Source organism: Apilactobacillus sp. EABW-1NA, assembly GCF_030398685.1.
In the GTDB taxonomy this organism is placed as follows: Bacteria; Bacillota; Bacilli; order Lactobacillales; family Lactobacillaceae; genus Apilactobacillus; species Apilactobacillus waqarii.
Genome location: NZ_JAPDKO010000004.1, coordinates 44,638 through 66,267, shown reverse-complemented (window position 1 = coordinate 66,267; position 21,630 = coordinate 44,638). Strand labels below are relative to the sequence as shown.

At 36.1% G+C, this 21,630-nt stretch carries 20 protein-coding genes and 1 other annotated feature; all 20 genes read right to left on the bottom strand.

Annotated elements, in window-relative coordinates:
• Window positions 1-2: 2 nt before the first annotated feature.
• Window positions 3-1,049: a recombinase RecA gene (recA, locus tag OEZ61_RS02070; RefSeq protein WP_034532137.1), complete on the bottom strand. Its 1,047-nt coding sequence runs from the start codon at window positions 1,047-1,049 to the stop codon at window positions 3-5.
• 90 nt (window positions 1,050-1,139) lie between these two features.
• Window positions 1,140-1,607, bottom strand: coding sequence for a nicotinamide-nucleotide amidohydrolase family protein (locus OEZ61_RS02065; RefSeq protein ID WP_290046780.1), 468 nt, complete (start codon window positions 1,605-1,607; stop codon window positions 1,140-1,142).
• 44 nt (window positions 1,608-1,651) lie between these two features.
• Complete coding sequence (gene pgsA / locus OEZ61_RS02060) at window positions 1,652-2,239, bottom strand: CDP-diacylglycerol--glycerol-3-phosphate 3-phosphatidyltransferase (RefSeq protein WP_034532136.1); 588 nt, start codon at window positions 2,237-2,239, stop codon at window positions 1,652-1,654.
• Window positions 2,240-2,286: 47 nt separating this feature from the next.
• Window positions 2,287-3,141: a RodZ domain-containing protein gene (locus OEZ61_RS02055; RefSeq protein ID WP_034534365.1), complete on the bottom strand. Its 855-nt coding sequence runs from the start codon at window positions 3,139-3,141 to the stop codon at window positions 2,287-2,289.
• Between the two features lie 78 nt (window positions 3,142-3,219).
• Window positions 3,220-4,476 carry a pitrilysin family protein gene (locus OEZ61_RS02050; protein WP_290046779.1) on the bottom strand — a complete coding sequence of 419 codons (1,257 nt, stop codon included), beginning with the start codon at window positions 4,474-4,476 and terminating at the stop codon, window positions 3,220-3,222.
• Window positions 4,466-5,740, bottom strand: a complete 1,275-nt coding sequence (locus OEZ61_RS02045) for an insulinase family protein (RefSeq protein ID WP_198178162.1) — start codon at window positions 5,738-5,740, stop codon at window positions 4,466-4,468. Before OEZ61_RS02045 ends, OEZ61_RS02050 begins: the two co-directional genes overlap by 11 nt.
• A 20-nt stretch (window positions 5,741-5,760) precedes the next feature.
• Window positions 5,761-6,624, bottom strand: a complete 864-nt coding sequence (locus OEZ61_RS02040) for an amino acid ABC transporter substrate-binding protein (protein ID WP_290046777.1) — start codon at window positions 6,622-6,624, stop codon at window positions 5,761-5,763.
• Window positions 6,625-6,627: 3 nt separating this feature from the next.
• Window positions 6,628-7,266 (bottom strand): ATP-binding cassette domain-containing protein, encoded by a 639-nt coding sequence (locus OEZ61_RS02035; protein WP_034534327.1) that lies wholly within the window; start codon window positions 7,264-7,266, stop codon window positions 6,628-6,630.
• A gap of 11 nt (window positions 7,267-7,277) precedes the next feature.
• Window positions 7,278-7,916: an amino acid ABC transporter permease gene (locus OEZ61_RS02030; RefSeq protein ID WP_034534329.1), complete on the bottom strand. Its 639-nt coding sequence runs from the start codon at window positions 7,914-7,916 to the stop codon at window positions 7,278-7,280.
• 318 nt (window positions 7,917-8,234) lie between these two features.
• On the bottom strand, window positions 8,235-9,038 hold the full coding sequence (gene minD, locus OEZ61_RS02025; protein ID WP_034534331.1) for a septum site-determining protein MinD: 804 nt from the start codon (window positions 9,036-9,038) through the stop codon (window positions 8,235-8,237).
• On the bottom strand, window positions 9,038-9,709 hold the full coding sequence (locus tag OEZ61_RS02020) for a septum site-determining protein MinC (RefSeq protein ID WP_198178163.1): 672 nt from the start codon (window positions 9,707-9,709) through the stop codon (window positions 9,038-9,040). Before OEZ61_RS02020 ends, minD begins: the two co-directional genes overlap by 1 nt.
• A gap of 33 nt (window positions 9,710-9,742) precedes the next feature.
• Entirely contained in the window at window positions 9,743-10,261 is a 519-nt protein-coding gene (gene mreD / locus OEZ61_RS02015; RefSeq protein ID WP_057197677.1) for a rod shape-determining protein MreD, read from the bottom strand.
• Between the two features lie 11 nt (window positions 10,262-10,272).
• Complete coding sequence (gene mreC, locus OEZ61_RS02010; RefSeq protein WP_034534337.1) at window positions 10,273-11,124, bottom strand: rod shape-determining protein MreC; 852 nt, start codon at window positions 11,122-11,124, stop codon at window positions 10,273-10,275.
• Window positions 11,125-11,181: 57 nt separating this feature from the next.
• Window positions 11,182-12,186 (bottom strand): rod shape-determining protein, encoded by a 1,005-nt coding sequence (locus tag OEZ61_RS02005; RefSeq protein WP_034532118.1) that lies wholly within the window; start codon window positions 12,184-12,186, stop codon window positions 11,182-11,184.
• A gap of 166 nt (window positions 12,187-12,352) precedes the next feature.
• On the bottom strand, window positions 12,353-13,663 hold the full coding sequence (locus OEZ61_RS02000; RefSeq protein ID WP_290046772.1) for a folylpolyglutamate synthase/dihydrofolate synthase family protein: 1,311 nt from the start codon (window positions 13,661-13,663) through the stop codon (window positions 12,353-12,355).
• Window positions 13,664-13,724: 61 nt separating this feature from the next.
• Entirely contained in the window at window positions 13,725-16,385 is a 2,661-nt protein-coding gene (locus OEZ61_RS01995) for a valine--tRNA ligase (protein ID WP_290046770.1), read from the bottom strand.
• Between the two features lie 37 nt (window positions 16,386-16,422).
• Window positions 16,423-16,637, bottom strand: a binding site (T-box leader).
• Window positions 16,638-16,682: 45 nt separating this feature from the next.
• A complete protein-coding gene (locus tag OEZ61_RS01990) occupies window positions 16,683-17,180 on the bottom strand; it encodes a peroxiredoxin (RefSeq protein ID WP_198178166.1) in 498 nt (165 codons plus the stop codon).
• 112 nt (window positions 17,181-17,292) lie between these two features.
• Complete coding sequence (gene thiI / locus OEZ61_RS01985) at window positions 17,293-18,510, bottom strand: tRNA uracil 4-sulfurtransferase ThiI (RefSeq protein WP_034532110.1); 1,218 nt, start codon at window positions 18,508-18,510, stop codon at window positions 17,293-17,295.
• Between the two features lie 15 nt (window positions 18,511-18,525).
• Window positions 18,526-19,674: a cysteine desulfurase family protein gene (locus OEZ61_RS01980; protein ID WP_034532109.1), complete on the bottom strand. Its 1,149-nt coding sequence runs from the start codon at window positions 19,672-19,674 to the stop codon at window positions 18,526-18,528.
• 104 nt (window positions 19,675-19,778) lie between these two features.
• Window positions 19,779-21,488, bottom strand: a complete 1,710-nt coding sequence (locus tag OEZ61_RS01975) for a septation ring formation regulator EzrA (RefSeq protein ID WP_080719874.1) — start codon at window positions 21,486-21,488, stop codon at window positions 19,779-19,781.
• Window positions 21,489-21,630 lie beyond the last annotated feature (142 nt).

The following is a 21,630-nucleotide window of genomic DNA, read 5'->3' as shown; positions in this document are numbered from 1 at the left end:
CATTATTCTTCACCAGTGTCCAAACTTGTTTGTTCAGCTTCACCCGATTCAGAATCGTCTTCGCCCATGCCGTATGCAGCACGAACTTTTTTGTTAATTTCTTCCATTTTGTCCGGATTATCTTGTAAGAATTGTTTTGCGTTTTCACGACCTTGACCAATTCTTTCTTCACCGTATGAATACCATGAACCAGACTTGCCAATGATGTCTTGTTCAACGGCCATATCAACTAATTCACCAGTTTGTGAAATACCTTGACCGTACATGATATCAACTTCGGCACGCTTGAATGGAGGAGCTACCTTATTCTTGGCAACTTTAATCTTAGTTCTGTTACCAATAATGTCAGTACCATCTTTAATTTGTTCAGCTCTTCTGATTTCTAGTCTGATAGTTGAGTAGAACTTAAGAGCACGTCCACCAGGTGTAGTTTCTGGGTTACCAAACATAACACCAACTTTTTCTCTAATTTGGTTAATAAATAGAGCAATAGTCTTAGTCTTGTTAATTGATCCAGATAACTTACGTAGTGCTTGTGACATTAAACGAGCTTGCAAACCAACGTGAGCATCACCCATTTCACCTTCAATTTCAGCTCTAGGTACTAAAGCTGCAACTGAATCGACAACTACGATATCAATGGCACCACTAGATACAAGGGCGTCACAAATTTGTAGACCTTGTTCACCAGTATCAGGTTGTGATAGAAGTAAATCATCAATGTTTACCCCTAGGTTGGTAGCATATACTGGATCCAAAGCATTTTCAGCATCAATGTATGCTGCTGTTCCACCTTGTTTTTGTACTTCCGCAACAGCTTGTAGCGCAATGGTAGTCTTACCTGAACTTTCAGGTCCATAAATTTCAACAATTCTTCCTCGTGGGAATCCTCCAACACCTAATGCATTATCAAGTGCTAAGGAACCTGTTGGTACAGTGGAAATTCTAGTATCTCCACGGTCTCCCATTCTCATGATTGAACCTTTACCGAATTCTTTTTCAATTCGTTTTAAGGCACCATCTAGAGCCGCTTTTCGTTCATCAGCCATTAATTTGACCTCCCTTTGATAACTATTCGATATTTATACTATACTAATCTCTCATTAAAAAAGCAAGTAAAAACAGAACAAAAGTTCGCATTATTTAGAATGCTCATTTTCAATCATTTTCAACGCAGCTTGCACTGACTGTTCACGCACCTCTTGACGTGATCCACTAAAATGAAATTCTTTTGCAAATTGATTTCCTTTGAAATCTAGTCCGATAAATACAGTTCCTGCTGGTTGGCCTTCCAAACTATCAGGACCAGCAACACCAGTAAATGAAACTCCTACGTCAACATTCATGATTTGCTTGGATTGCTTAGCCATCCAAATTGCCACTTGTTCTGAGACAACACCATATTCATCAATTACATCCATTGGAATCGATAATAATTTGGCTTTGGCTCCATTCGAATAAGTAACAAATCCACCATAGAAGATAGCAGAAACACCGGGAACTCCACCAATAGTGGATTGAAACATCCCTGCCGTTAAGCTTTCTGCTCCGGTTATGGTGATTCGATCGTCAATTAGCTTGTTAACAATAGATGTATCAATTTGCATACATAATCCGACCTTTCTTATATATATACGATAATTAAATCGATTTACTTGAAAGAATCTGCAAAAATGAAACGACTCTTCCAAAAGTACTCAACACCTGAGTAAACAGTAAAGAATAAGCAGATGTAAAGTAATAATGTACCAAAACCAATGGTTGTAAATGGAATGAATAAGAAATCATTCAATAGTAATAAGATAATGGCAATCATTTGACTAAATGTCTTAATCTTACCAGGCCATGCAGCTGCAATTACTTGGCCATCGTTTTCAACAACGATTAATCTTAGACCAGTAACGGCTAGTTCACGACATACGATTACGGCTGCAACCCATGCTGGAACAAAGCCAAATGAAACTAGGATAATGAATGCTGACATAACAATCATTTTGTCTGCTAATGGATCAGCAAATTTACCGAAGTTAGTAACTAAGTGTTGTCTTCTGGCAATTTGTCCATCTAAAAAGTCTGTGATACATGCAGCAGCGAAAACAATCGCAGCAACGATTCTGGTTACTTGGATGCTTGTGCCTAACCAGATAACTGTTCCCATGTTAATGTCACATGAAAGCAATATAATGAATAGTGGAATCATTATTATTCTAATTAATGTAAGTTTGTTTGGTAAATTCATAATTTCCTCCATAGAAATAAAAAAGGGCTTTAACAAAGCCCTCTTTTTTATTTACTAAATTCTAATGTAATTTGTGTAGTTAAAGGTGTGCTCTTATCGTATTTCAATTCAGTACCATTAACCAAGATCTTAGCACCTTGGGTGTTACCTAATGAAATGTTAACACTCTTAGTGTCAGCTGGAAGCTTAACATCCTTCTTATCACCACTGTTTTGTGAACCTTGGAATAGAGTCTTGTTATCAGCCATGATTGATGACCATGCTCTACCAGTAGCCTTTAGAGTAACAGTGTTTTCTTTTTGACCAGTTACATTATACTTAGTAGCGCTAACTTCCTTAATGGTAGTCTTAGTGTCAGTGGACTTCTTATCTTCTTTCTTCTTGTCATCAGCCTTGCTGCTTGATGAACTTGATTCTGAAGAACCAGTAACTGAAACAGAACTGCTACTAATGCTAGTTTGAGAAGAACTATTAGTATGTACAACAACTGCCCAAATACCGCAAACAACTACTAGGATTGCAACAATAATTCCGATGGTTGGAATAACCTTACGGAATGAGTCTTTTCTGTGTTCACGACTACGACTAGCTACACGGCTATTAACGTCATCCTTTGATACTTCATCAGCGTATTCTTCGCTTTGAGTATCAGGTAGACTATCGTCATGTTCATTCAATAGTTCAATACCGTTAACGCCAACAGTGTCAGCGAATTGCTTAATAAACGCGCGAACGTAAAAATCACCAGGAAGTTCAGCAAAGTTCCCCTGTTCGATTGCTTCAAGGTAATGTTTTTGGATTTTGGTAATCTTTTGAATATCGTCAATGGACATTCCCTTGGCGACACGTGCTTCGTGTAGTGATTTACCAATTTCTACTTGTTTTCCATTGTTATTTTGCATAGGTATTACTCCACTTATTTATTATTTTACATCTACAGTATATCATAATTAGCTATATTATCTAGACATCTAAACTAATTAATTTTTAGGAAAAATCTTGTTTTTCACTATCATGTCAGGTTTTAAGAACAATTTTCCATAACGGATTAAATCATCTAATTCTAATTGTTTGATCATTTCAATTTCATCATAAATATTTTCAAAATCATGATTTTCATCTGACATGTTATTTGCAATTGCTTCAATGGAATTCATCATTGAAACATGTTGGCCGATTTCTTCTTTTTTAATTAATTCAAACTCATCAGCTTTATCTGAAATATAGTCGGCAAAGTTAACCAATACATCTGAAATTCTATCAATGAATTCATCAATCTTTTCAGTCTCACCTGCTAATACCGCAAAGTTAAACTGGTCTTCGCAATCGAAGTCAAAACCAAATGAGTCATCGATAATTCCATTGTTATACATCTTTTCGTAGATCTCAGAACCTTCTGATAACAGAAGTTGTAGCAATAATGAAATGGATAGTTCATATTTAATGTCACCATTGTATTTGGAATCACCCTTAATTCCTAAAGCTACTTTAGGACGGTTTACATCCATGTAATGGTTGGTTTCCTTAACAACTTCAGCAGATTTAATTGTTGTTTTTTTAACATCTTTAGGTTCGGCAAAACTCTTTTGTCTTTGATTATCACTAACCCACTTAAAGATATCTTCAGGAACAACATTTCCAACAACTGTAAGTTGCATGTTTTGTGGTTGATAGAAGTAATTATAAGAGTCATACAAGTCTTGCTTGGTAATCTTATAGATTGAATCCTCTGTTCCAGCGATATCAACATTCAATGGCGTATCTGGGAACATGTTTTGCACTGTCTTGAAGAATAAAACAGCTCCGGGCTCATCATCATACATACTAATTTCTTGGCCAATGATGCCCTTTTCTTTTTCAACCTTTGCGTCACTAAAGTAAGGTTCTTGAACGAAGTCCAACAACTCAGTTAGGTTTTCATGAACATTATCAGTGGTAGAGAATAGGTAACTGGTTTTATTAAAACTAGTAAATGCGTTAGATCCTGCACCGTATTTGGAAAAAACATCCATGGCGTCATGATCTTTTTTATCGAACATCTTATGTTCTAGAAAATGGGCAATCCCCGCTGGATAAGTCTTTCCATTAATATTGGTATCGATAGATCCATATATCACAGAAAGTGTTGCATATGTTTTTTGATAGCCCTTCTTGGGAACAACTACTACAGACAATCCATTATCCATCTTTTCGATATATACTTTTTCGTTAAACTTACGATACTCTTTAATTTGCATCATCAATCCTCCCATCTAAGAAGAAAATTGAATTCAATTCAACCTTTTTAGCAACCTCAGCAATTTGATTGCTTGTCACATCATTAACGCGTTGTTTCCATTCATCAAATGATAGATCTCGACTCAACAATCCATTAACGAATTGTTGTTCCATGTTTTGACGAGGACTGTCCAAAACAGCTTTTTTGGCATTAATCATTTCTGCCTTAATACTGTTTAAAACGTCGATGTCGACATTTCCATTAGCAATGTCGTTTAATTGTTCCTTAACAATAGATAAGACTTTATCCTTATTGCTGTAATTGATACCAGTGCTTACCATTACAAATCCGTTGATAGAGTTGTATGAACTGCTTGCACTGTAAGCTAAACTATTCTTTTCTCTGACATTTTTAAATAGCTTAGATTGTGGTGTTCCACCAAAGATAGCGTTAAACAACACTGCTGCCATTGATTCCTTATTATTGTAGAAAATCGGCAAACGATATCCTAAGTTCAAACAACTTTGTGATGATTGAATCTTTTTATCGACAATTTCAACATCGTCGTTCATCTTAAATGAAGTTAGTGGTGCTAATTCATATTTCACACCTCGATTTGACAATTTAAATTGTTCAAACAAGTTGTAAATTTTTTCTTCATCAACATCCCCGATGACAGAAATCTTGATATTGTCATTTTTTTTAACAGATAAATAGTATTCATATTCATTTTGACTATCAATTAAATCATAGTCATTTGGTGTTCCAAATATAAAAGAACCACGGTTTAGGTAGTCCTTGTAAAATAATTTCTTCAATTGAATTGAAGCATAGTATTGCTTATCGTCGGCAATTGATTCAACATATTTTTTCATGTTGTTTCTTTGTAGGATAAACGTATCCTTATTAAATTGACCATCAGTAGCCAACGGCTTGAATACTACACTATAAATAAAACTAACAGCCTGTTGTAATAAATCATCTTTTGCATCGACAAACTTTGGATTTGGGATACTCAAGTTAATTCTTAGAACTGACAAATTACCATATCTCAAAACGTTGGTTCCAAAACTGGCTCCATACATTGATGATAAGTATCTTGCTAATTTGGATTGCGTTGGATAATCTTGATTACTAATTTCCATCAATTCTGCAAGTACTGCTCGTTTAGCAAAATTTTCTGGAATAGCCTCGCTAACTAGATCAAAAGTAAATGAAATTGTTTTGAATTTATCTTCTAAAATAACATTTAAGTCTACTCCATTAGCTAATTTCTTATGCAACAAAATCCCACCTCTAGTTCTTATTTCTTATTATTTGTTAATTTCATTAATGGTGTGTTGTAGTTCTTACCAAACCATTTTTTACAAATCTTTTCTAATTCACCATTCTTTGCTAGCTTCTTGAATGCAGCATTAATCTTAGCTTGCATTGTCTTATCACCTTTACGAATTCCGACACCAAATTGCTCTTGTGGGAATTTACCTCTAACGACTTTGTACATGTCAGGGTTAGGTTGGTGTGCAATGTAGTAGTTTGCATATGTGCTATCAATTAACAATCCACTAATTCTACCATGATTCAAGTCAATAAATGCATTAGTAAATGAATTATATAGAATTGGTGATTGGTTTTTAATATATTGTTTCAATAATTTTGGTTGATCGTCAATATCATTTAGACCAGCTGAACCATTTTGAGCACCTAAATACTTACCCTTCATATCACTAAATTTATTAATGTTAGATGATTTCAAAGTAACTAGTTCTTGGTCATTTGCCAAGTAAGGCTTACTGAAGTTAACAACAGCTTGTCGTTCAGGGGTAATTGAGAAACCATTCCAAATTAAATCAATGGTGGTATTTCTCAACTCGGTTACGTTCATTGACCAATCGATAGGTTGAAAGACTGGTTTAATACCGTATTGTTTGAACACAGCGTTAGCTAAATCAACGTCGAAACCGGTGATTTTACCACTCTTATTTTCATATCCCATTGGAACGAAGGTAACATCTAGACCAATGGTAACTTGCTTGTTCTTTTCAATGCGGCTCCATGTATCTTCATGATCTGCTTTTTGTGTAACAGACTCACAACCAGATAAAATGATCACTGCCATCAAACAAACACTAATAAGTCCAACCATTTTTAAAACTTTGGTCTTCATGGACTACCCCTCCTCTTTAAATGGTCTAACTTCCTTTACCTTGTCAGCAACTTGTTCTGCGAATGCCACATCGTGGGTAACCACAAGTTGTGTGATATTTTGCTTCTTTAAATCTAAAATAATCTTTCCAACTTCTTCACTTAACTTAGGATCCAAAGCAGATGTTGGTTCATCGTAGCAAATAATTTTGGGATGCATTGCCAAAGTTCTAACAATTGCCACACGTTGTTTTTGTCCACCAGATAATTGGTATGGGTAAAGTGATTCCTTACCAGTTAAATCTAGTTTGTCGATTAATTCTTGTGCTTCTTTTAATGCTTCTTCTTTTGACTTCTTTAACACTAGTTGTGGTGCCAAGATGATGTTTTCAATGACCGTCAAGTTTGGGAATAAACCAAAGTCTTGAAATACTACACCGATAACCGATTTTGAATCATCAGTTGGATCAATTTCTTCGCCATCTAAGAAGAACTTACCTGAATCAGCTTTTTCTAAACCGGTGATACATCTTAATAGTGTTGTCTTACCAGCACCGGAAGGACCAACAATACTTAGGATTTCGTTATCATCAACATCTAGGTTCATGTCCTTGATAATGGTTTTACCTTGAAAACTCTTATTTAAACTTTTTACTTGAAACATGTTAATCCCTCCTATCTCCAGTAATCAAAACGTTGTTCGATTTTTCTTAGTACCAATGTTAATACCGCTGTTAGTACCAAGTAGAATACAGCAACTAGAATTAATGGAACCAATGTAACGTCACGTGCTGTTGCAATATTTCCGGCTTGTAATAAGTCACCAATACCAATTACGTACACTAATGATGAATCCTTAACTAAGTTAATTACTTCGTTTCCGATTGAAGGTAACACAATTTTGAAAACTTGTGGAATGACAATCTTACGAAGAGTTTGCCAACGAGTTAATCGTAGCATTTTAGCACTTTCGAATTGGTTCTTTGGAATGGATTGGAAACCACCTCTAAAGATTTCAGCAAAGTAAGCTGCATAGTTTAAAACAAAGGCGATTACAGCTGCTTCAAATCTTGGGAACACAATTCCGATAATTGGTAAACCATAGAAGATAAAAATCAATTGTAATAATAGCGGGGTCCCACGCATGATCCAGACATAAAATTCAAAGATTGCTTTGATAATATTTTTTCCGGTTAATGCTAAGGAGACTAAGATTCCTAATGGGATTGATAAAACGATTGTTAATGCGAAAATCTCTAATGTGGTTACTACCCCAGAAAATAGTGAAGGTAATATTTCTAAAATATATTGCATTAATTATTCCTCCTTTGATAAAAAAAACGTCCTTTTAGCAATATGCTAAAAGGACGTTGAAAACGTGGTGCCACCTAATTTCCTATTCTGCTCGCGCAAAATAGCTCAGTGAGTCTATTGACTCGCAGATAACGGCTGCACCGGTTTATTCCTAATTACGTTCAGAATAACAACTCACAGATGTGAACACCTGCAGTAATTACCTAGCTTTCACCTGTTACTAGGATCTCTGTGAATTACATACAAATGCATTTCTGCTCAAAGTCTTTTAATAATTAATAAAATAACTTAATTTCAATCGTAAGTCAATAACAAAGTTTAGTTACGTTTAAATAAATGCTTAAACTTATCCCATGCACTTTCCTTTTTGACATCAATCTTCATCAATGGAACTGTTTCACCTTCAAGTCTTCTAGCTACGTTTCTGTAACCTTGGGCTGTTGGGTTGTCAGGGTTCATAACAATTGATTCACCGTTATTTGAAGTACTAATAACCTTGTCATCATCTAAGATGATACCTAATAAATCAATTCCTAAATGGGTGGTGATTTCATCAACATCCATGTAGTTGTCATCTTGCATCAATGATTTTCTGATACGATTAATGATTAATTTTGGTGTTTCTTGAAGTGGATGTTGTTCTAATAAACCAATTACTCGATCGGCATCACGAACTGCTGAAATTTCTGGAGTGGTAACAACGATTGCACCATCGGCACCAGAAACGGCGTTAATGAAACCTTGTTCGATTCCGGCTGGACAGTCAATAAAGACGTAGTCAAAATCTGGTTTTAATTCATCAACAATGCTCTTTACTTGTTCTTCGTTTAGAGCTGTCTTATCAGTATTTTGGGCTGCAGGTAATAGATATAATAAGTCATCGAAACGCTTATCTTTCACCATTGCTTGAACTAGCTTTACTCTACCAGTTGCAACATCTACGATATCGTACATAACACGATTATCTAGACCCATAACAACATCTAGGTTTCTTAGACCAATATCTAAGTCAATCAAACAAACTCTTTTTCCCATCATTGCTAACGCAATTCCAATATTAGCACTTGAAGTTGTTTTTCCAACTCCACCTTTACCTGATGTAATTACAATGGCTTTTCCCATTATTCAATACCTCCAATTCGATTAAAGAACTTTGGATTAATCTCTTTTAGATTCTTTATTTTACCATAACTTAGCACGTGTAGGTCGTTTACATATACTACTGTTTTTTCAGAATCCTTAATCGGACGATCTGCTACAATATCGTATTGTTCTCCTACACGAACTTGTTGTGCTGTATGTAAATTACCGATGATTAACTTACTTTCGTCATCAGGAAAACCTGCTTGAACAATTCCTTCGATAACTCCCATATTAAACACATTACCAGTGGCAATTAACTTTCCACCTTCATGAATCTTACCAAAGAATAAAACATCACCATCGACGTTTACTTCTTGACCGTTTCTAATCACTCTGCTCATCACTTCAACATTGTTTTGTGCCATGATTTTAGCAGATTCTTCCTTGGTAATAACGTTGGATAAAAAGTTATCGATAACTAGATTTTCGTAGTCATCAACTAACTTAATGATATCATTTTTATCTTCTTCTGACATCAATCTGTTACCCATCTGAACATTCAAATGTAATTGGTCTTTGCCTTTTTCACTTTCTTCGCCAAGGCCTTCTAGTAGTTGTTTCAAATCAACTAGGATTTCTCTCACACTAGCTGTTTCTTTTAGGATTAACTCATATCCATCTTTGGTTCCTTTAAGTACTACAGATTGCATTTATAGATACTCCCTCTTATCTCTTTTATTACTCTACTCAATTCGATCAAATAATACCCCGATTGGCACGTACAAAATTAAGAATAACACTGAGTTAAACAATACAGTTGGAATCACTGCATGAATTAAAAAGTACCCAGCTGCCATGTTAGTAGCATTCATTAAACGATTTAATCCATAAGCTAAAACATTGATTAGTGCAATGTTAAACGCAAATGAAAATAATCCGGTCACAATGTTCATTGGTAAGAAACGATATAGCTTTCTACCGATGATGATTGCAAGTGGGAAGACAATTACGTACACCCCTAATATACCGGTATAGAACAAATCAAACAATAATCCGGCAATGGATGCCCATATTTCAACGTGTTCGTTTGTTCGATTAATGAAGTACATACCAAAGAATAACCATGCAAATGTAATGCTTGGGACTAGTATATATTTTCCATATAGAAGGTGACTAAAAATTAATGAAATTGATCCATCCAAGAACAAAGAAATGAACAATCCAATTATGAAAACATATCTAATTGGTTGGTGTTCTCTCATCCTAATCACCCCTATGATGTTTTATCTACAACTGTAACAACTTCTAAATCATTCATGTTTGCTGGAGTTTGAATGTACAACTTAGTAGCAGTTCCATAATCATCAGTTGTTACCTTTGCAACTTTACCTACGTAAATACCCTTTGGTGTAATTCCACCAAGACCATTTGTAGATACTTTATCATTTACCTTAATCTTAACCTTGGTATTTAAATGACCAACGATTAATTGACCAGTCTTTCTGTCATAACCGTTAATAATTCCGTTAACAGTTTCACCTTTTGAATTGGTAGCTTCAACTGGGAATTTGTTGTCAGAATCAACAGTATTGGAAATTAATTCTACTTTACTGTTACTGTTATTGACTTCAATGACACGTCCAATTAATCCCTTAGCGCCAAGAACGGACATGTTCTTCTTAACCCCAGCAGATGAACCTTTGTTAATAACAAATTGGTCGTTCCATGCTGATGGAGTTCTAACTAAAGCTTCAGCAACAATTGGATTATAATCAGCCAAACCACTTTTAATGTTAAGTTCACGTTTTAGTTGATCATTTTCACTTTGAATAGCTTGGTCTCTAACCTTGGTTGCTGTAATTGTTTCTACTTGTGCTTTTAGCTTTTGATTTTCTTTGTATGTGTTAATTAGATTGTTTACAGTTTCACCGGCATGTCTAACTGAGTTTGCTGGAACAGCAACAGTCCAGCTAGCAATTCCAACCACGTCATTTCCAAAACGTTGGATAAATGGTGGCATTGATTTGTTATTTCTGGTTGAAACAGAAACGGAAATGAAACCTAAACAAATAATAAAAATCAAAATGGCAGTTAACCACTTTCGATTGGAGAAAAACTTACGCATTTTTCAATCCTCCGAACTAGTAAATAAGCGGGAAGATAACCTCCCCGCTTATTTAATCTATTTTCTCTTCATAATATCAATGCTCTTTAATGATTCACCAGTTCCGATTGCAACACAATCTAGCGGGTTCTTAGCGATTGAAACTGGAACCTTAGTAGCTTCTGAAATAACTTGTGGTAAGTTCTTCAATAAAGCACCACCACCAGTTAAGACAATACCATGATCGATAACATCGGCAGAGATTTCTGGAGATGTTTCTTCAAGGGTTTCCTTAACAGTTCCAATGATTTCTTGAATTGGTTCTGAAATAGCGTTTGCTACGTCTTCAGCAGTAATTTCCACACTCTTTGGTAAACCAGTTAGTAGGTATCTACCACGAATAGTAACGTTTTCGATATCTTTAGCACCTTCAATTGAAGCTGAACCGATATCCCATTTTAGCTTTTCAGCAGTTCTTTCACCGATTAGTAGGTTGTACTTCTTTCTGATGTAAGCCGCAATGGCGTCGTTTAGACGATCACCGGCTACACGAAGTGATCTACTTGATACGATACCACCTAAGGAGATAGTAGCAACATCAGTAGTACCACCACCAATATCAACAACCATGCTACCAGTTGGGTCCATGATTGGTAGGCCAGCACCAATGGCAGCTGCAAAAGGTTCTTCGATTACATAAGCATCCTTAGCACCAGCAACACGAGTTGCATCGATTACGGCTCTCTTTTCAACAGCAGTAATACCACTTGGTACACAGACCATAACGTAAGGCTTACCTGAAGCATGTCCTACAGTCTTGTTAATGTAGTATTTTAGCATTGTAACAGTAGTTTCGTAATCTGCGATTACCCCATCTTTCATAGGTCTAATTGCAGAAATACTAGCAGGAGTACGACCAATCATATCTCTTGCTTCTTGTCCAACTGCAACGATTTCCCCAGTTTTTGTATTCTTAGCAACAACTGAAGGTTCTCTTAACACAATTTCTTTACCATCAACGTAAACAATTGTGTTGGCAGTTCCTAAATCAATTCCAATATTTTTAGTTCCAAATCCAAACACAGTTTTTCATCCCTTCATAATTACATTTGGCTGGCTATTTTTAATTTCACCTTATTTTGCATACTTTCTCAGTATACCATAGTTATTTTTTAATTTTTAATAACACTCTCTAGTGTATACGATTTTGCAACATTTATCATTAAAGAATTTAAAATTTAACAATTTTTTATTCTAATTTGAATAATTTTCGCACATCTGAGATGAAATATAACGATCCAGTGATTAAAATCATGTCATCTTCTGACATTTCACCAGCAGTTTGAGCAATTGCTTGCTTCCAATCATCGATAACAGACACCGGATTTTTGGCATTAATCTGACCACTTATCTCATCTACATCGACACTTTGTCTTAAACCGTATGCCTCAAACCTAGTTAATACTAAATGAACATTCTTAATACTACCTAAAATATTCAGCATATCCATGTAATCTTTATCGGATAGGATACCGATAATGATATAAATCTCGTTTGATGCAAAATCACTAGTTAATAACTTCTTGATTTCGTTAACGGCATCGATATTGTGGGCACCATCTAGGACAACTAGTGGTTGGTCATTAACTCTTTCAAAACGACCTGGCCAGGTTGTCTTAGCAATTCCACTTATGATTGCTGAACTATTAACCTCTTTCCCCTTATCTTGTTGATGCAAAACATATGCCTTAATCGCACATGCTGCATTGTGTGGTTGGTAAAAACCTAGCAAGCTGGTCTCGATGTTTCGAACCAAGTTGTCATCATCTTCATAATCAAATGATTGTTGCCAGTTTTTGTTCATGACTGGTTTAGAAGTATTAAATTCACTGCCGTAAGCATATAGCGGTGCATCGAGTTCTGCCGCCTTATTTTTGAAAACTTCCATCGCGTCGTCATCGACCTTACCAATTACGACTGGACGGTTTTCTTTAATAATTCCTGCTTTTTGACTAGCAATCTTTGGAATCGTATCACCTAACAGCTTCATGTGATCCATCCCAATCGTTGTAATCACTGAGACAGTAGGTTCAAACACGTTGGTAGAGTCTAAAATACCGCCAATTCCGACTTCGACAATCACAACATCGACTGGATGCTTGGCAAAGTATAAAAACATCATAGCAGTGATAATTTCAAACTCAGTTGGACCACCGCCCAATATTGTCTCATCCATTTCTTCAGCAATTGGTTTGATTTTTTCTACCAACTCAATTAAATCATCATCTGAGATCGGATTGCCATCCACACTAATGCGTTCGTTGAACTTAATTAAAAATGGTGACGTGAACGTTCCAACAGTTTTATGGTCTGCTTGAAAGATATTTCTAAGGTAGGCTACCGTAGACCCCTTTCCGTTGGTTCCAGCGACATGAATAGCATTGATGTCTTTTTGTGGGTTACCTAAACGATTCAAAAGGTCCTTGATAATGTCTAAGCTTGGATGCTTTTTGAACTTATATCTACCATGGATAAAGCTAAGTGCTGTTTCATAATCCATCTTTGTCATCCCTTCAAAAAAGAGCCGGGCCAATATCGCCCGACTCTTTAATTAATCTAAATTACTTTTGACTCTTAATTTCTTCTAGTCGTTGCTTTGCAGCATCTAACTTAGATTGGTTATCAGCTTGCTTTTCTTTTTCAGCGTTAACAACTTGTTCTGGAGCATTGTCAACGAACTTCTTGTTAGCAAGTTTCTTTTCGGCACGTTGTACCTCAAATGTGTAGTTTTCGATTTCCTTTTCGATTCTAGCGATTTCTTCATCTAAATCAACTAGTTCGGCTAAAGGAATACTAATTTCAGCATCAGTCATGATTCCAGTCATAGCTAACTTAGGAGCTACAACATCTGAACCAATTGATAATTCCTTTGGATGACAGAAACGATCGATGTAATGCTTGTTTTCTTCAAAGATGTTCTTCAAGTCGTCATTGTCAGTCTTAACCAATAGGTCGATTGATGATGACATTGGAGCATTAGCTTGTGATCTGATATTTCTAACAACCTTAATCAATTCGATTAACGCAGCCATGTCTTTTTCTGCCTTAGCATCCTTGAATTCGTCATGGTTAACTGGGTATGGAGCAACCACGATTGATTCACCTTCATGAGGCATTGTTAACCAAATCTTTTCGGTAACAAATGGCATCATTGGGTGCATTAGTTTCAAAATCTTGTCTAGTGTGTAAGCTAGGATGTTTCTAGTGTTATTCTTAGCCTTTTCATCGTCACCAGTTAGAGTTTCTTTACTCATTTCAATGTACCAGTCACAGAAGTCGTTCCAAATAAAGTCGTATAATGCACGGCCAGCTTCACCAAAGTTGTACTTTTCAAAGTGATCAGTAACTTGATTTACCACGCTGTTTAACTTACTTAGAATCCACTTGTCTGCTAGGTTCCATTCTGATGAATCAGGTAATTCTGGTTTTTCCATGTCACCTAGGTTCATGATTACGTAACGACTAGCGTTCCATAACTTGTTAATGAAGTTCCAAGCAGCTTCAATCTTTTCGTAACTGAAACGAACGTCTTGTCCAGCTGTGTTACCAGTAGCTAAGAACCAACGCAATGCGTCAACCCCGTACTTATCAATAACATCCATTGGATCAATACCATTACCAAGTGATTTACTCATCTTACGACCTTGTGCATCACGCATTAGTCCGTGAAGTAAAACATCCTTGAATGGACGACGGTCTGTAAATGTTAGACTTTGGAAAATCATTCTTGATACCCAGAAGAAGATGATGTCGTAACCAGTAACTAAAGTATTAGTTGGGAAGTAACGCTTAAAGTCTTCTGAGTTTTCATCAGGCCAACCTAGAGTTGAGAATGGCCATAATGCAGATGAGAACCAAGTATCTAGAACGTCTGGATCTTGTTCCCAGTTTTCAGCATCCTTAGGAGCTTCCATTCCAACGTACATTTCGCCTGTTTGCTTGTTGTACCATGCTGGAATTCTGTGACCCCACCATAATTGTCTTGAAATAACCCAGTCATGGATGTTATCCATCCATTGAGTGAATGTGTTTTCAAAACGTTCTGGAACGAAGTTAACCTTATCATCAGTTGATTGGTTCTTAACTGCGCGGTCAGCTAGTGGTTGCATCTTAACGAACCATTGTGTTGAAAGTCTTGATTCAACTTGTACACCGGTTCTTTCTGAGTGACCAACTGAGTGAACAATTGGGTCAATCTTTAGCATGTAACCTTGGTCTTCTAAGTCAGCAACCATTGCTTTTCTAGCATCAAAACGATACATACCAACGTACTTGCCGGCATTTTCGTTCATAGTTGCGTCACCATTCATAGTATTAATACGTTTTAAGTCATGTCTGTTACCAACCTTGAAGTCATTAGGGTCATGGGCTGGAGTAATCTTAACCATACCAGTACCAAATTCAGGGTCTACATATTGGTCAGCAATGATTGGGATTTCTCTTTGTACTAAAGGAACCATAATCTTCTTGCCAACGATGTCTTTGTATCTTTCATCACTTGGGTTAACAGCTACAGCAACATCCCCAAACATAGTTTCAGGACGTGTAGTGGCAATTTCAATGTAATCTTTACCATCAAAAGTAGTACCGTCTACAAATGGGTACTTAACGTGGTAGAAAGCACCTTTATCATCTTTATGAATAACTTCGATATCTGATAAAGCAGTTTGTGCTTGTGGATCCCAGTTGATAATGTATTCACCACGGTAAATTAAGCCTTGGTTGTATAAATCAACGAAGACTTTACGAACAGCTTCTGATAAACCATCGTCTAAAGTGAAACGTTCACGTGAGTAATCAAGTGAAAGTCCCATCTTAGCCCATTGTTTCTTGATAGTTGCTGCATATTCATCTTTCCATTCCCAAACTTTGTCGACAAATTTTTCACGACCTAAGTCGTAACGAGAAACGCCTTGGTCTCTTAGTTTGGCTTCAACCTTAGCTTGAGTAGCGATACCAGCATGGTCCATACCAGGAACCCATAGAGTATCGTATCCTAACATTCTCTTTTGTCTGATTAACATGTCTTGTAAGGTTGTATCCCATGCATGTCCTAAGTGAAGCTTACCTGTAACGTTTGGTGGTGGTAAAACGATTGAGTAAGGCTTTGCCTTCTTGTCACCACTTGGTTTGAAAACGTCTTGTTCTAGCCATTTTTCATAACGACCTGATTCAACGGCGTCATGGTCATACTTTGTAGACATTTCAGTTTCTTTTGCCATAGTCCATCCCTCCAGTAAATAAAAAGAGCACTTCATCCAATAGGACGAAGTGCTCGCGGTACCACCTAATTTAAAGCATTAAAAAACACTTTCTCTTAATCCAATTAACGATGGCCCGTTCATATCTAAATTATCAATATCAATATGAATGCTCACAAGCTACCTTCATTTTGATAACGGAAAGATGTCTCACCTAATCATCTTTTCTCTGATACTCGTCATCAAAACTACTCTCTTGATCTTCGCATTTGTAATCTATATTGATTATATTAGACAATTTTTGGAAAATCGTCAACTCTATTTGTTTAATTTTTCAACAACAGCTTCAGCTTCTTTGAAATCAGGTTGTGAACCAATTTCTTCAACAACTTGACGGTAAACAATTTCACCATTTGCATCGATAGCATAAACCACACGAGCTAATGCATCAATATCCTTAACATAAGTACCTGAAGCCATACCAAAGTTATTATCAACATCTGACAGTAAGTGCATGCTTTCAACACCCTTAGCTGCACACCATTCACTTTGTTCTTCAACAGTATTCTTTGAAATGGTGTAGAATTCAACATTTTCGTACTTGTCTGACTTTCTGTTAAACTTCTTAGCTTCTAGACTACATGCTCTTGAGTTAACGTCTGGAACAGTTAAAATCAATGCTGGCTTGCCAATGAAGTCCTTGTTAGTGAATTCTTTGTTGTTAGAATCTAGGACTTTGAAATCTGGTAGTGCTTGTCCCTTATCCATTGGTTCTTTAATAGTTTCAACTGGTTTGTCTAAAAATTTTAGTTGCATGTTATAAATCTCCTTAATTGGTAGTTGCTAGTTATTTAAAATACAACTTACACGATTGATTTGCAAGCAAAAAGAAAAGAGACCATCAATAAAGATGATCTCTTTTGATAGATTATAGTAGTTCAGCGAAAACATCTTCTTGAGCATTCAAGAATTCTTCCCCTGGTTTAATGTCGATAATCTTAACTTTGTCCAATGAACGTTGCATTAGTCCTTCAACATCAATTAACTTTTCACATGCTCTAGTCTTTTCTAGATCAGGCTTAGTCTTTGGTGCAGGAGGAGTAAAGACTGTACAACAGTCTTCAAATGGCATAATTGATAAGTCGTAAGTATCAATTCTTTCAGCAATCTTAATGATTTCTGTCTTATCCATTGAAAGTAATGGTTTCAATACCGGAACAGTAGTTACGTCATTGATTGCCATCATACTTTCAAGAGTTTGTGATGCTACTTGACCTAGTGATTCACCAGTAAAGACACCCTTACAGTGTCTGTCTAGTGTCAACTTAGCAGCCAATCTTAACATCATACGACGTTGGATAGTCATTAAGTATCCTTCAGGAACCTTTTCCTTAATTTCTTCTTGAATTTCGGTAAATGGAACTTGAATGAATTGAATGTTACCACCAAAACGAGTCAACTTAGCAGCTAATTCTTTTGCCTTAGCTAATGCTTGTTCACTTGTGTATGGAGGACTGTAGAAGTGAACCATATCTAACTTCACTCCACGTTTCATTCCCATGTATGCTGCAACTGGTGAATCAATTCCACCAGAAAGCATCATAGTAGCACGACCACCAGTACCGACAGGTAATCCACCGGCACCGTCAATGGTCTCACTTGATAAGAAGATACCGTTCATACGAACTTCAACTCTTAACTTGATGTCAGGGTTCTTCATTTGAACCTTGATACCATCAACGTTGCTCAAGATGTATCCACCTAAAGCATCATTAATGTCGTGAGTGTCCATTGGGAAATGCTTGTCTTGTCGACGAGTGTCAATCTTAAAGGTCATACCATCTTTGAATTGGGCTTTCACCATTTCAACGGCGGTTTCTTTAACCTTATCGATATCCTTTTCTACCTTGATTGAAGGAGAAAAGTTTTCAATTCCAAAAACATCCTTTAAACGTTCGATAACCTTATCTGAGTCATCCCCGTTCAAAGTAACGTGCAAACGATCTCGCTTAGCACTTACCTTTAGGTTTTCGAAATCATGCAACACTCTGTCAACGTTCTTGCCTAGTTGCTTAATGAAGTCTTTACGGTTCTTACCCTTTGTGGATAATTCACCGTATCTGACCATTATTTCAGTATATTGCATTCACGGATTTCCTTTCTATGAGTTAATCTTTTTAAATCTTTCGTAAAGTTCGTCAAAGACTTCGTTAAAACGATCTGCTTCTTCCATTGTGTTATGTTCATCTAATGAAACACGCACAGCACTAGTTGCTTCATCTTCATCAACCTTCATAGCTGATAAAGTACCTGAGGCAACGTGACGTTTAGAAGAACATGCACTTGTAGTTGAAATAAAGATTCCATGACTTTCAAAAGCATGAACGATAGTTTCACCACGAACTCCTAGGATTGCAAAACATAAGATATGTGGTGCAAAGTGTTCGTTATCCTTTGAGAAGACCTTTACTTTATCAAATTTAGAAATATGTCCTAAAATATTTTGCTTGATTTTACGTTGTTTTGCAACCTTTTTATCTTCATCATCTAATAATAGACGTAAAGCACGGGCCATTGCGGTAATGGCAGGTAGATTTTCTGTACTACTTCTTAGGTTACGTTCTTGACCCCCACCGGTAATTAATGGAGCAATCTTCTTACCACTTCGTTTGTACATAAAACCGACACCTCTTGGTGCGTGGAATTTATGACCTGAGAAAGTAGCAAAATCAACACGATCATTGAAAATCAAGTCTTGAATACCCTTACCAATTCCTTGAACTGAATCAATGTGGTAACTGATGTTAGGATAATCCTTTAAAAGATCCCCGACTTCTTTGATTGGTTGAATTGCACCGATTTCATTATTTACAGACATGATAGAAACCAAAATTGTACTTGGTCTAATGGCCTTCTTTAAATCATCGACAGAGATACGTCCTTCATCATTTACTGGCAAGTAAGTAACTTCAAAGCCCAATTGTGTTAATTGTTCAACGGAGTTCTTTACTGCAGGATGTTCAACAGAACTTACGATAATGTGATTTCCGTAGGCACGCTTTTCAAAGGCAGTTCCCTTGATTGCCCAGTTGTCACCTTCTGTTCCACCACTGGTAAACAATATTTCACTTGGTAAAACACCTAGTAATTTAGCAATTTGTGCTCTAGATTGTTCCAACAAATTGAATGATTGTTCACCGAATTGATGTAAACTAGATGGGTTTCCCCAAAATTCTTTGCTTACTTTATCGTAAGTTGCTACAACAGAATCATCTGGTTTTGTTGTGGCACTATTGTCAAAGTATATCATTATTACCCTTCTTCATTTTTGGATTTGTCCGACTCAACTATATTTGACATTATAACAGAAAAAAAGAAGTAACGTTTGAATGACATCAAAGTTACTTCTTTATTTTATTTGGTTGTTTTCTTTTCGTTATAGTATTCAGTTTCCATTTGCTTGTAAGCACCTGGATTAACCTTTTCGATTGCAGCAGCCATAGTAGCTAGACTCTTTTCGTATTGATAACGATTATCAAAGTAGTCCTTAGCTTGTGCACAGGCAGCGTTTAAATCTTCGTTGGCATTCTTATAACGGTTGGCGAATTGCATCAAACGTTCTGATAGCATTGCACTATCGACAATGTTTTCAGTATCGGATAACAAGTGATCCATTGTGTCTGAGATGTTAGCCAATTTTTGGTTAATCTCATCCATACTAATCTTCACCTGATTGATTGATGCTGATAGGTTTGAAACTTCGTTGTATACGTAATCATAACGTTCTAAGAAGTCTTCAGTTAAACCAGGAAGGTTTAGGTTATCAATTCGTCTTCTGATGTTTAATAGTTGTAAATCAAACTTTTGAAGACTATCTCTAGCAACTCTTTCTTCCTTGCTTAGTTCAGCAACAGAATCATTGATGTCTTTTTGTTGTTTTTCAATTGAGCTTAGTTCTTGCTTAGCATCTTGTTGATGTTTTTGAATGACAGAATATACTGCCTTGTTACCGTTGATTGCATCGTAATCATTGTTGTAGATTGTTTCAATCTTACTGATTTTATCAGCTAATTCAGCAGTGTTTTCAATTTCATCATGTTCTAAGTTGTAGTTCTTGCTTAAACCTTCTAATTCATCACTTAGAATGCGGTTTTGGTTCTTAGCATGGAAGATAAAGTCATATACCAAGCTAATGTTTTTCTTAACCTTACGCTTAGCAACAATTTCTTTTTCCATGATGGCATACATTGAATCAATTGTTTCTTCAATGTATGTGCATGTCTTCTTAGTTTCTGGGATATCTAGTTGAGCTAGTGACTTCAATCCTTCTTGGCATGATTCCTTTAGGGTATTGATGGTGTCATCAATATCATCTTCAACAAAGTTGTAATCAGTTTGAATCATAGTACGATGACCACGTTCAATTTCATCCAATTGTCTTGGGAATTCCTTTGATAATGAAACGTATGTATCAGGAATAATCTTCATTAATTCATTCATTTCATTGATCAAGTTGTTAATCTTACCAAGTAATTCTTCTGCTTTGTTTTGATCACCATTTTCAGTTTCAGCAACGAATTCTTCGTAAACACCTTTGATAGTGCTTAGCTTATCTTCAAGCTTGTCGCTGCTTGGACCAAATGAGTAGTTTTGTGATAGCAATTGTTGGTTAATTTCTCTGATGGTGTTATCAACATCTTCGATTGCCTTTCGGTGTAAACTGTCAACTTCTTGTAGTTCACTTAGGCCATCGTGAATGTCGTTTAACTTGCCATCAACAACTTCAATTGCATCCCCCAGGTCACCAATAGTAACGCTGGCTGATAATAGCTTGTAACTATTAAGGAAATCTTCTGCATCACTCATATCATCTCTGATACTTGTTAAGTCTGAATTGGTAATTTTTTCATATTGTTCTTTGTATTCATTAAATTTGTCGAAAGATTCACCATTTAATTTAATTTTACCAGTTGCTTCCAACTCGTCTCCGACCATTACGTCCTTTAGATTAGCCTTTTGCTTTTCCAGACCGTCAAGTCGTTTAAATAGATTCTTTCGATAAAAGAATGTCGCTAACAGTAGTATTACAAGCACTACTATTATGAAAATAACCAAATCAATCATTTTGACATCTGTCCCCTTACAACTTTTTATTTTAATCTAATTTTTATAGCATTAAACATTTGTATTTTTAATATTTTAATAATAAACTAATTAACTATATTCAATTATATCATACGAGATAATTATTAAAATACCTAATTAT